The organism is Paenibacillus albiflavus (genome assembly GCF_004344915.1).
GTDB classification, from domain to species: domain Bacteria; phylum Bacillota; class Bacilli; order Paenibacillales; family NBRC-103111; genus Paenibacillus_AM; species Paenibacillus_AM albiflavus.
Genome location: NZ_SKFG01000004.1, coordinates 143328 through 156703, shown reverse-complemented (window position 1 = coordinate 156703; position 13376 = coordinate 143328). Strand labels below are relative to the sequence as shown.

At 43.6% G+C, this 13376-nt stretch carries 9 protein-coding genes; 3 read left to right on the top strand and 6 right to left on the bottom strand.

Features of this window, described 5'->3' with window-relative positions:
* Positions 1-114: 114 nt before the first annotated feature.
* On the bottom strand, positions 115-1941 hold the full coding sequence (locus E0485_RS07140) for a bifunctional metallophosphatase/5'-nucleotidase (RefSeq protein WP_132417417.1): 1827 nt from the start codon (positions 1939-1941) through the stop codon (positions 115-117).
* Positions 1942-2586: 645 nt separating this feature from the next.
* Between E0485_RS07140 and E0485_RS07135 the strand changes: the two genes are divergently transcribed.
* The 3 genes from E0485_RS07135 (at position 2587) to E0485_RS07125 (ending at position 7710) form a co-directional block, all read left to right on the top strand.
* Positions 2587-5703 (top strand): GNAT family N-acetyltransferase, encoded by a 3117-nt coding sequence (locus E0485_RS07135; protein WP_132417294.1) that lies wholly within the window; start codon positions 2587-2589, stop codon positions 5701-5703.
* A gap of 115 nt (positions 5704-5818) precedes the next feature.
* A complete protein-coding gene (pdxK, locus tag E0485_RS07130; RefSeq protein WP_132417293.1) occupies positions 5819-6628 on the top strand; it encodes a pyridoxine/pyridoxal/pyridoxamine kinase in 810 nt (269 codons plus the stop codon).
* Between the two features lie 209 nt (positions 6629-6837).
* Entirely contained in the window at positions 6838-7710 is an 873-nt protein-coding gene (locus E0485_RS07125) for a C40 family peptidase (RefSeq protein WP_132417292.1), read from the top strand.
* Positions 7711-7771: 61 nt separating this feature from the next.
* Here the strand turns inward: E0485_RS07125 and E0485_RS07120 are convergent, their stop codons facing one another.
* The 5 genes from E0485_RS07120 to E0485_RS07100 all read right to left on the bottom strand — a co-directional run bounded on the left by E0485_RS07120 (position 7772) and on the right by E0485_RS07100 (position 13373).
* Positions 7772-8461 carry a queuosine precursor transporter gene (locus E0485_RS07120; protein ID WP_132417291.1) on the bottom strand — a complete coding sequence of 230 codons (690 nt, stop codon included), beginning with the start codon at positions 8459-8461 and terminating at the stop codon, positions 7772-7774.
* A 205-nt stretch (positions 8462-8666) separates the two neighbouring features.
* Positions 8667-9566 (bottom strand): ABC transporter permease, encoded by a 900-nt coding sequence (locus E0485_RS07115; protein WP_132417290.1) that lies wholly within the window; start codon positions 9564-9566, stop codon positions 8667-8669.
* Between the two features lie 17 nt (positions 9567-9583).
* Positions 9584-10588 (bottom strand): ABC transporter permease, encoded by a 1005-nt coding sequence (locus E0485_RS07110; RefSeq protein WP_132417289.1) that lies wholly within the window; start codon positions 10586-10588, stop codon positions 9584-9586.
* Between the two features lie 138 nt (positions 10589-10726).
* Positions 10727-12301: an ABC transporter substrate-binding protein gene (locus E0485_RS07105; RefSeq protein ID WP_132417416.1), complete on the bottom strand. Its 1575-nt coding sequence runs from the start codon at positions 12299-12301 to the stop codon at positions 10727-10729.
* Between the two features lie 103 nt (positions 12302-12404).
* Positions 12405-13373, bottom strand: a complete 969-nt coding sequence (locus tag E0485_RS07100) for an ABC transporter ATP-binding protein (protein ID WP_132417288.1) — start codon at positions 13371-13373, stop codon at positions 12405-12407.
* Positions 13374-13376: the final 3 nt, after the last annotated feature.

Below are 13376 nucleotides of genomic sequence, written 5' to 3'. Positions count from 1 at the left end.
CCTTAGTAGCGTACTTTTACATTTATTTATAGTATACCCTGATTTTTATGAAGTTGTAAAAAGCAAAAAAAGAGCATCACCTTGATAACAAGTATGACGCTCTCATAAAAATGATTATTTCACTTCAACAATACGACCTTCTACTTTAGGCGCGACCTTGTCCATTTTGCCAAGCTCTTCAACCATCAGGTCAAAGAAATTGATTGTGGTCGTCATTTTTTTCTTGGCATTCTTGAATGTATCATAGCCGTCGCCGCCAGCAGCTAAGAAATCATGCGTAGCAACGCGATAGATCTTCTCAGGATCATAAGCTTTATCTCCAATCTTCAGTTCAATGATGCGTTCGCCTACAGGCTTCTTCACATCATAGGTGAAGGACATACCGCTGATTTGCGGGAAGCTGCCGCCCTTCTTCTCTAATTGGCTAAGCCCACCTTCGAGTGCAATCTTCAAATCGCTGCCCGTAACATCCACAACCGTAAGGGTGTTCGGGAATGGGAATACCGTATACAGCATTTTTTTCGTAATATCCCCTGCAGCGATTGAATCACGGATACCACCGCCGTTCGTTACAGCGACATCCGCTTCATAACCAGGCATTTCCTTGGAACGTTTCAGCATAATGTCTGTAAGCAGATTACCCAAATTCGTCTCTTTCGTGCGAACATTATCACGTGCACCATCCAGTGCTACATCAGTCTTCGCTACGACTGCCTTCAGGTTCTCATCGATATCGGAGGCAACGACATTAACCAGCTTCTCAACTTCTGGATCAGCTACAACCGACTCATCATATTCCTTTAGGCCACCTGAGAATGCTACTAGCTTATCTCCTAAATAATAAAGGTCAGCACGGCCCAATGATTTGCCATACTCCCAGTCTTGTACAATATAAGTGCCGTTAACTACTTCTGGAGTCTTCAGTGGTGTATGCGAATGCCCGCCAACAATTAGATCAATTCCCGGTACGTTCTTCGCAATCTCACGATCCATATCAATTCCAACATGTGAGACCACAATTACATGATCCGCCTTCTTCTTCAGTTCAGGTACGAGCTTCTTGGCTACTTCAACCGGATTCTGGAAAGTCAGTCCTTTGACATTATCAGGATGTGTCACGATTGGTGTCTCTTCAGCTACGAAACCAAGGAATGCAAATGTCTTGCCTCCGATCTCTGCATAATGAACAGGCTCAAGCAAATTCGATCCGTCTTCTTTGAATGTATTTGCATTAATCATTGGATATTTAAGCATGTCCTTCAGCTTAATCACTTGTTCCCAGCCAAAATCAAACTCATGATTGCCTGATGCCATCGCCTCATAATTAAGATGGTTTAGAATCGGAATCAGCGCTTCACCTTGAGACTGGTTGGAATAAACCGTTCCTTGGAACGTGTCTCCTGCATCAAGCAGTAGGAAATTCTGGTTTTCTTTACGCCATTCGTTGATCAGCGTTGCCATTTTGGCATAGCCAAACTCCTTGCCGGCAACATTCTCCGTGATATGTCCATGAACATCATTCGTATGTCCGATCGTAATATGTAATGTTGCTGCGTCGCCCAGCGCCTCAAGGAATTGTTTGCGAGTCACCGTATCCCCGTCAGCAAGATTGAGCTGGACATTAAACTTTACTGCAATTTCTTTAATTTGACTTGAAGAAAGAGGTGCATCGGCAAGCTTGGCTTGATCCATGGTTATCGCTTGTAACTTAACAGCAGTTTCCAGTGCTCCTCCCGCCCAGTGAGGGTTTGTAGTCGTAGCATTCAAATTCGGGAATCCAGCTAAGCGTCCTACGAATGTCACAGCCTCTGCCAAGGTTACTGCCCGATCTAATGCTAGATCTCCACCTGCATCTCCTACAACAATTTGCGATTTCTGCATCCAATCCACATGGGATACCGGCTGCAGCGGTGCTGCGTAAACTGCTCCTACCATGAGCATCGAAGCGATCGTACCTGTGACTAAGATCTTACTGAACTTTTTCACCAAAATGATCTTCTCCTCTCAAATTTGACTAGCAGAATCTATTCTATGTTTATTTTCATAGACTGAGATAGATTCTCAAAGAACATCTTAATTTTAAACTATTTGGAGAGAAAGAGGAATCATTTATTCAGAATACATCTAATTTTTAAAATAATTATTTACATTTAAGATTAGCTGTTATATAATCGGTTTTGTAAATTTCATCACTAGCATGACTAAATTTGAGGAAAAGGAGGCTGAAATCATGATTAACTTAGTTGCACAATCATCCCAATTGAATATGAATTTCATCCAGCCTTCTGTAAATCAGGTTTAATACATGCTCATTCATGAATTATTTTGAGTTTATTAAAGCCATAGGCTGCGCATGATGCCGCTTATGGCTTTTTTTGATGCTTATAGATGCTATATCAATAGCTGCTATATCCAAAAAGGGACCCAAGCGGGTCCCTTTTTTGTATTTTTATAGCATTAATGCTAGTTAATACCTTGAGGAACGCATACACATAAAGGGGGAAGTAGCATGGGCAATTCAATTCTAGCTAAAGACATTCATCAAACGAATCAAAATTTTAACTCATTCATATCGGAGGTTTTATCGTGGGAATTCAAATTCAATTATATACCCCTCAGCATGCGTCAGCAGTTGCTGACATGTGGAATGAAAGCAGAGACAACTGGGGCGGCGCAAGCAGTCTAAAAACTACAGAACAAGTACTTATTGAAGAAGCAAACTCAGATTCTATGTTCGTCTTTCTCGCAGTGGATGGAGAGCGTGTCGTTGGATACTGCAGCATTTGCGAATATCGTGAAGACACAGGCGCATTGTACGTTGCGCTGCTGAATGTTGTTCCAGACTATCATGGACAAAAGGTTGGCAAAATGCTCGTTCTTGAGTCCGTTCAAAAAACAATTGATCTAGGCTGGCCTAGACTTGATCTGTATACATGGACAGGGAATACCAAAGCGGTTCCCCTCTACAAAAAATGCGGTTTCTTCTGGGAAGATCGCGAAGACACGACGCATCTCATGAACTTCATACCGACCGTTCTCGCTACAGAGGCGATTCAAGATTACTTCAAGGAGGCAGACTGGTATCAGGATTGCATCCGAGAAATCGTCGTCAAGCCAGATGGACGCAAAGAAAACGACTATGATTACTATGAATATGTATGGAAGCATACTGAGCAAAATCTGCGTGTAGAATTCGAGCGCCGCGGCAGGGGCTTAAGATTAATCGAAACCGACGATTACTTGCTGACCGCAACCGTTCCAAATCTAGATCTTGTGTTTGGCTCAAGCTATCCGATCACTTACGAAATCGTCAATAAGACAGGCAAATCCTTAGATGTATCCTTCGAGGGTATGGATAATCAGAATATTGCGTTCGATTACAAAGAAGAAGTTACTGTAACTGACCGAGCGGTCCTGACAGGTACATTCTTTGTTGGACCTGTTCAGGAAGAACAGAGCGTTTGGAGAACACATCCATGCGTAACGACGAATGTGCTGATTAACGGGAAGAAAGCACTGTTCCAGACAGGTATTAACCCTAAGTTCCCAGCCCTTATCAAACCCGTCTTGCCAGGCAACATTCAATACACAAATAAAGATGCTGTCTTATATCTGGATATGGAAAACAACTTTGCTGAGGATGCTGTCTTCACCTTCAAGCTGCCGCCTAGCTCACTAATTCATCTTGGACAATACGAATATTCCCTGTCCTTCAGTCGTCATGAGCGCAGGTCTATACCAATCGCTTATCATTTGCTGAAGCATGGATTCTATGAAGCGGAGCTCGAAATTACGGCACAGCTAAGCGATCGTCAGGTCGTATTCCATAAAAGGCTCGGCATTCCTTTTGCAGGTATCGGCGCTCAGTTAGCTGGTGAATGTGATGATTGCTGGATTATCGCCAATGGCAAGCATACCGTCAAGCTTAAGAAGCTTGACAATGAACTCATACTTGGATCGCCTACACTTCATGAGCCAACCATTATTTTCTACCCGAAGATTGGCAAACCTTATTCTAGTGAATTCTCAAAGAAACGAGCCGAGAAGGTAGAATTCTTTGTGGACGGTGGCGGAATCGGCATAGAGGCAACCTACCTCTCAAACGATTATAAGTCCATCGAGCTTAGAGTTTATACGCTGCTGTTCGCTGATGGTACGATTCGTAACTGGTATGAAGTTCAGAACCTTTCTGAAGACATGGCATCGAGTGACCTGTCACTTCTTCATCCGATCTATCAGGTTTTACACCGTTCCATTCTGCCTTATAAGGGCCAATGTATGGTGATGGATCATTCGGAGGGGCAAGATTTCAATGACTGGGATGCGAATCTTGTCAGCGAGAATTGGCTATTTGCGCGAGGCAACCAATCGTCACCACGAGGAATTTGCTGGTCTAATGCACATAAGCTGCAATTCCAAGGCTGGCATTTGACATTAGAATCCGAGCTTGGCGTAATCGCACCGCTTCAAACCGTAACAACTGAGCCGATCTATCTCTCCATCGGCGGATTCGACGATTGGCAGGAGTTCCGTGCATTCGCTTTGCAGCAATCTGCACCAGAAGAATCACTGCCTAGACTTGTGCAGCCTGTAGAACTAGAAGTGAACGAACGCAATCCATTTATTGGATCATCTGAAGATGCCGTATTGACGTTAAGCGAGAATAAGAAACAGCATTTTGAAGGGGAAATTAGAGCTTCTCTTCATCATAATGGTCTATCTGTTAGCGAAGCTCATATTTATAGAGAAGATCAGCGGATGAATCATGTGAGCTACACAATCCCTATGCCGAATTCAATTTCTACTGAGGTACCAATAGTGGCAAGTATAGATGCGAAATTCATGACGCATAGCAAACAACTGAATCAGGTCCTATTCCCTGTTCACAAAACACTGATTCAAGTTGAACAGCATACGCAGTCGGGCAAGGATGTACTGACAGCCGATAATGGCCTGATCCATATTCAGGCATCTGCTGACTTCTCACCTTCTATTTTCTCAATGAAATATAAAGAACATGAGTGGTTACATTCGGAGTTCCCTGATCTAGTCGCCAAATCATGGTGGAATCCTTGGATAGGCGGAATAGCAGGTACTTGCAGTCAGCTTCCAGTACCCGCCAGATTGAAGGAGTCCTTTAACGTAGAAGCTGCAACCTTAACCGACTCCATGCAGAACGTTTGGCAAGGTCTGATGACCAGACAACATATTGCTCAGCATAAACGATACAAAGGGCTAACGATGGAGCAATATTATCTCATGCTTCCAGGTGTACCTGTCCTTGCATACACAGCAAAGATTGAACAGAACACAGGAACTTATTTTGACAATATTGCCTGGTTTACGAATATGTTCTTCAAATTAGCTGAAGATAAATCACAGGGCTGGTTCAAAACAATAGCACCTAACGGACAAGAGCTTACCTACTTTGATCAAGGCAAAGAAATCGAAGCTAAGGAAAATTCAGCTTACGCCTACGGATCGAATGAGCGTCAAGAAATGCTGCAGATCGTGACAGATGAAAGCTCTATGCAATATACGGGATATAACAACAAAGATGTCGTAGTTCTCACAACCAATCAGTTATTGAATATGAGATCAGGAGATACGCTCTTTACTCAACCGATATTCTATGTATTTACTGATCAGCTTCTGGAAGATAACGCATTAGCTAACCTAAAGGCAATCCGATTTGGCAATTAGCCCTTATTTTCACGGAATGTTTCGACTTTATTCAGTTGTTAATTCGTAGTAGAATGACAAGAAGACAACCTATTCAGGCTACTTAAACTACTAATTTACAAAGGGGTATAACTCTATGTACAAAGCATTAACAATTGCTGGTTCGGATACAAGCGGCGGCGCAGGCATTCAAGCCGATCTCAAAACATTCCAGGAACGCGGCGTATACGGTATGACTGCACTTACGGTCATTGTTACAATGGACCCGCATAATAATTGGTCGCACGGGGTATTCCCAATTCCTGTTTCAACACTTGAGCCTCAGATTGAGACAGTTGCCGCAGGTATTGGTGTAGATGCATTCAAAACAGGCATGCTTGGTTCCATTGAGATTATCGAAATGGTCGCTCGCAAGATCGACGAATTCGGTTTAAAGAATTTTGTGCTTGATCCCGTAATGGTTTGTAAGGGCCAAGATGAGGCGCTTCATCCTGAAACGAATGATTGCTTACGTGATGTGCTCGTGCCAAAGGCATTAGTCGTGACACCTAACCTATTCGAAGCAGCACAACTTGCAGGTATGGCTCCTATCCATTCCGTCGAAGAAATGAAAGAAGCGGCTCGCAAAATTCATGCGCTAGGTGCAAAGTATGTACTAGTTAAAGGCGGCAACAAGCTACCTCATGAAGAGCAAGCTGTTGATGTCTTGTATGATGGCGAATCCTTCGAGCTTCTTACTTCTGAGAAAATCATTACAAACAATACGCATGGTGCAGGCTGCACCTATTCCGCAGCGATCACAGCAGAGCTTGCAAAGGGACGCGATGTTCGAGAGGCGATTCACACAGCTAAAGCTTTCATTACAGAAGCAATCCGTGAATCATTCCCGCTCAACCAATATGTTGGCCCGACAAATCACGCTGCATATCGTAAGCTTGATAAATAATCTATACTAATTATATATAAAATCGTATAGCAACACGTATATCAAACGACCCTAATTCACATTAGCGGTCGTTTTTTCTATGCTTTTTAACGTTTCTTCAGTTCATTCTCGCCAAATTCTAATCGTTCTCTAATGATTCGGGTTAGATCACTATGATAACGTTATAGATACGTTAGTCCTAAACAACAAATACATAAGGAGGTAACTTTTTGAAATCCTTACTTAAAATTATTGCGCTGTCCACCGTGATTCTAGGTGCTGGGCTGCTCGTCAATGATCAAGCTCAAGCTCAAACACAAGATATAGTTGATTCCAATATCAAGACACAAGTCAACGATACGTTACTCTCACCAAGTGAAGTTAGATCCGTATGGGTTGATCGTGAGCACTTATTCGTTCCTATTAGGCCACTTGCCGAAGAAGCAGGTTATACATTAGATTGGTATAATGAAGGCGAACAAACCGTAGTTACTTTTACATATGAATCGAATAAAGTTGTTGTTAAAACGGGAGATGCAACCGCAATGGTTAATGGCGCTCCTGTTCAAATGAGCAAGGCTCCTTTTAAAATGAATGGATCAACTTATGTTCCACTCCGCTTCATCGGTGAATCCCTCGGACACTTGATTCAATGGGATACACAGAACGGCATCGCCATTCTATCCACCGATGGAGAGTTTCACGCTCCAGCTTGGTATCGCCCAGAAGAAGGAACAGAGCTGGCGAATCGAATCATCCAGACTGCCAAGCAATACTTAGGTGTTCGTTACGTGTATGGAGGATCAACTCCTAGTGGATTTGATTGTTCCGGATTCCTTCAATACGTATTTAACAAATATGGGATCAACCTACCACGTACAGCAGCAGACATGTACACTGCAGGTACTCGTGTAATTGGTAAGTTACAGCCTGGCGATCTCGTCTTCTTCAAAGAAGGTTCAAAAGTATCTCATGTTGGAATGTACATCGGCGACGGTCAATACATCGATGCAGCATCTGGCAGCAGAATGCGCGTTAGTTTAAGTGATCTTAACGGCAGCTGGAGTCAGCGTTACTATGTTGGCGCCAAGAGAATGATTTAATTTAATCGGTCAAAAAATGAACAGCAGCTTAGGTGAATGATGCGCCTAAGCTGCTGTTATTTTATTGTTCGTCTTTGAACGTAAAGTTTCTCGCAATATATAAGACAGGCGTTGACGCCATGGAAACTACGAACTTAATTAAATATGTCGTTATAAAAATATCAAACCAGACATCCCAAGTATACCCGATTCCCGTAAAAGCGATCGTACAGAAGATTGCCGTATCCACCAGCTGGCTAACTGCAGTACTGCCGTTGTTGCGAATCCAGAGTTGATTGCGTCCGGGTACGATCTTTTTCAAGAACGAATAGATACGAACATCAAGGAATTGACTACAGAAGTAAGCAGTTAAGCTGGCAAGTGCGAGCCTCGGCATCAAACCGAAGATGATTTGAAGAGAGTCCTGGGCCATATCAACCCCTTCCGCCTTGTCAAAGAACAACACCATCTGCATAATGATCGTCGTCATAATCAGTGTGAAGAATCCAAACCATACCGCTTGCTTCGCATCTTTTTGACCGTACTTCTCATTTAGCAAGTCACTGGTCAAATAAATCGTTCCGTACATGGTGTTGCCTAATGTCATTACGAGACCAAACATCTCGATTGTCTTGGTGACCTGAATATTCGCAAGCACCGTCGCAACCCCGATCCATGCATACAGCCCCTTCTTGCCAAAGAAGCGATAGCAGATCAAGAACAGCGTAAAGTTCACGAGAACGAACCCTACACCCCAAGTAAAATTAAACATATATAATCCTCCTAGTTTTGATAACGCGGGAGATTTCGAACCGCGGCTCCCCCTTGAGATTTGGAGCAATCCCAACTATATCACATAGTATGGCATTTACGATATGGGTATATTTGTTTTTTTGCTTACAAAAACCCCTCATTACTTGATCTACTTCGTGATCAAGTAATGAGGGGAACTGTATCCTTCACTGGATTGTTCATGATCAATTCTTCATTTTCGGATCTAACACGTCTCGCAGGCCATCTCCAAACAAGTTAAACCCAAGTACGGTAATCATAATCGACAAACCTGGGAATACGACTGTCCATGGTGCATTAACAAAATATTGACGAGAATCCGAAATCATCTTGCCCCACTCTGCCTCTGGCGGCTGCACCCCTAATCCGAGGAACCCAAGAGCGGCGGCCTCAATGATTGCCGAAGCAATACCCATCGTACCTTGAACAATAATCGGTGCCAAGCTGTTCGGAATCAGGTGAATGAACAAAATTCTACGATCTTTCATTCCCTGCGCTTTGGCAGCTACAATAAACTCTTCTTGTTTAAGGCTGAGCACCTTGGAGCGCACCAATCTGCCGAAGGTAGGAATATTCACGATGGCAATCGCAAAGAGCGCATTCTGCAGAGAAGGTCCAAGCGCTGCGACAATTGCAATGGCAAGGAGAATGCTTGGGAAGGCGAACAGAATATCAAAGAAACGAGAGATGATGCCATCGATCCACTTGCCGTAATACCCTGCAATTACACCTAATGTCGACCCTACAATCAGGGATAGGATGACAGAGAAGAAGCCAACCGTTAAGGATACTCGAGCGCCATACATAATTCTGGTTAAATTATCACGACCGAGATCATCCGTACCAAGCCAATGCTGACTTGACGGAGGCAGGAGTCGATCAGCAAGCACTGGCACTCTATAATCATGGGTAGCTAGAACTGGAGCTAGTAAACCTATAAGTATAAAAATAATAATGATGCAAATACCCGTCATCGCTAACTTATTCTTGCGCAAGCTTCTCCACGCATCGAGCCACGGCGAAGACGCTTTCAAATCGAGCTTTGCTTGTTGAGAAGCAACTGGCTGTGTTGATAACTGCTGCATAAGCAAGCATCTCCTTCCTATTTATAGCTGATTCGTGGATCGAAGAATGCATAGAGCAAGTCCACAATCAAATTAATCAATACAAAAATCAGAGCGATAAGCAATATGCTAGATTGAATCACGGGATAATCACGGAAGCTTATTGCATCATAAATATAACGACCAACCCCTGGCCAAGCGAAAATCGTTTCCGTCAGAACAGCGCCACCTAGCAGTAATCCCGATTGGATACCAACCACCGTTATAACGGGAATCATCGAATTCTTCAATGCATGCTTATAAACAACAAAGAATTGAGATAATCCCTTTGCTCTGGCAGTTCGTACGAAATCCGAGCGCATCACTTCCAGCATACTCGATCTAGTCATACGGGCGATCACAGCCATCGGAATCGTTGCTAATGCGATACCCGGCAGAATGAGATGCTTGATTGCCGTCCAGACTTGATCCATTCGACCCGATAGAATCGAGTCAAGCACATTCAGCCCCGTTATGCTTGTAATCGGATCACGCACATCCATTCGTCCAGTATTTGGTAGCCACTTTAGCTCAACGGCAAATACCCATTGCTCCATGAGTCCGAGCCAGAAAATCGGCATCGAAACGCCAATAAGGGCGATGATCATACTCATATAGTCAAACCATGAATTCTGTTTCATCGCACTCAGAATTCCTGCATTGACGCCAAAAAATATGGCAATTGCCATGCTTACGACCGTTAATTCGAAGGTCGCTGCCATATAAGGTAAAATCTCTTTGCTGATTGGCAATTTGGTGCGAATTGAATTACCGAGATCGCCTGATAGCAATTTGCCCACATACATGCCGTATTGCTCATATATAGGCTTGTTCAATCCAAGCTGATCACGAAGCGCATCTTTCGTCGCTACAGTAGCTTTTTCACCCAGGATCATATCAGCAGGATCTCCAGGAATGGCATGGATGATTAAGAATACGATAATGGTCATCCCAATCAGTACAGGAATAAGTGTTAGAAGACGTCTTATGGTGTAGGCTATCATCAGATTTCACCCGCTTTGCATATCGATAGAAATAGGATTACTCTTGTCATCATCATGATTATTAGACAAGAGCAGTAGGTCATCACCTACTGCCCCTATCTGATCCGTACCTTCCTTTACTTGACGGATATCCTAACATTAATCAAGCGTAATGTTCGCGTATGTCTCAGAACCTGTTGGTGAAGGGACAAAGCCCTTAAGCCCCTTTTTCGCTGCTAGCAATGGTGTGGAATGAACGAGCGGAATCCACGGTGCATCAGCCTTGATTATTTCTTGCGCTTTCTTATAATCGACTGCGCGCTTATCTTGATCTGGCTCCGATTGTGCGCGCGAAAGAATCGTGTGCAGCTCTTCATTAATATAGAAAGAATAGTTATTGCTTCCGATCGTATCTTTATCAAGCAGCGTGTATAAGAAGTTATCTGGGTCTCCATTATCACCTGTCCAGCCAAGCATGAAGATGTCATCTTTATCACCCTTTTGCGCATCTTTCAAGTAGACAGCCCACTCAGGCGATTCGATTCTTGTCTTGATGCCAATCTTAGCGAATTCAGCCTGCAGCGCTTCGGCAACCTTTTTACCTTCTGGCATATATGGACGTGATACTGGCATTGCATAGAATACCAGTTCTTTATCATATCCGTTCGGATAGCCCGCTTCTGCCATCAGCTTCTTCGCCTTATCCAGGTCATAAGGATAATCTTCCACCTTGTCGTTGTAGCCAAGAATGGATGGCGGCATAGGGTTAACCGCTGGAATTGCTAGATCCTGATAGAACGCTTTGATAATGGCATTCTTATCAACAACGTAATTTAATGCTTGGCGAACCTTAGGGTTATCAAATGGCTTATGTTTCGTGTTAAATCCGACATAGCCTACATTAAAGGAAGGACGAAGGATTTTCTGCAAATTAGCATCGCCTTCAATTGTAGCTAAATCACTTGGATTCACATCTTCCATGAGAGCAATCGTTCCAGCTTTTAATTCATTCAATCTAGCTGAGTTATCTGGAATCGACCTGATAATCAGCTTATCCATCTTAGGCACACCTTGGACATAATAGTCTTTGTTGCGCTCCAGCGTAATGGATTCATTGCGCTTCCACTCCACCAATTTATAAGGACCTGTTCCGACAGGAGCTTCCTTATACTTCTCCTTCTTCTCCTTAATAGCTGTTGGACTGCCAATTCCGAAGAAGGTCATTGCAATATTTTGCAAGAATGGAGCTTGTGGTTTTTCGAGTGTAAATTCAACCGTTAATTCATCCAATGCTTTAACTTCCTTAATTACGCGATTGCCTTCATCGCCAAACATACTGTCATAGTAGGCAAAGGATTCTTCTGCTGAAGCATCCAAATAATTGAACTCACCTTTTGGATTCTGCCAACGATTGAAGTTGAACACAACGGCATCCGCATTAAAATCGGTCCCGTCATGGAACTTGATGCCTTTATGCAGCTTGAACGTATACTTGAGTCCATCAGCCGACACTTCAGGCAGATCCGCCAAGCCTGGGATAACTTCTGTCGTGCCTTCCTTATACTTGAGCAGTGTTTCAGTTATCTGATGAATTACCTTTGCAGATTCGCCATCCGTTACGATCGCTCCATCGAGCGCTACGGAGTCTCCTCCACGACCAATTACCAGTACCCCACCACTTGCGCTGTTGCTATTGCTTGCACAAGCAGACAATACAACGGACATTAACAACATTAGCGCTAAAGCTCCATATTTCCACTTTCTCACACGCAGAACCCCCTTAAATTGTAATTCATCTATTTCATATCATTAATTAATTATCTGATAATTCAGTTAATTAATGATATAGATGACATGCTACAAAATGACCTTCGCCAACCGCTTTCCATTCAGGTCTTATAGACTTGCAAGAATCCATAGCCAAAGCACATCTCGTGTGAAATGCGCACCCTTGCGGAGCATTCGATGGACTCGGCACATCGCCTTGAAGGACGATACGCTCCTTTTTTACATCAGGATCAATATTGGGCACAGCAGATAGAAGCGCTTGTGTGTAGGGGTGCTTGGGGGTATTGTATAAACGGTTTTTATCTGCAAGCTCGACCATTCTGCCTAAATACATTACGCCAACGCGATCACTTATATGCTTCACAACACTTAAATCATGCGCAATAAAAATATACGTCAAATCAAATTCTCGCTGGAGATCCTGCATTAAATTGAGCACCTGAGACTGAATCGATACATCAAGTGCTGAGACGGGCTCATCCGCGATAATAAGCTTCGGATTCAAGGCAAGCGCTCTTGCGATGCCAATCCGTTGTCGCTGACCGCCTGAGAATTGATGCGGATATCGCTTGGCATATGCCGTATGCAGCCCGACAACTTCCAGCAAATGCATAACACGTTCCTTACGTTCCTTGGCATTCCCAATACGATGGACGATCAAAGGTTCCTCCAGAATGCGTCCAACCGTATGTCTGGGATTCAGCGATGCGAATGGGTCCTGAAACACGATTTGCATATCTCTGCGCAATCGGCGAACTTCATCGGCGGACATCTTCGTTACATCCTTGCCTTCAAATAAAACCTGCCCATCTGTTGGCTGAATCAAGCGCAGAATCGATCTGCCTGTCGTCGATTTACCACAGCCACTCTCTCCTACAAGTCCAAGCGTTTCACCCTTACGAACGGTAAACGATACATCGTCTACAGCCTTCACCTGCCCAATCTCTCTACTGAAGATACCGCCTCTGATCGAAAAATATTTTTTCAAATGATTGACTTGCAACAGCTCCTGTTCCATGCC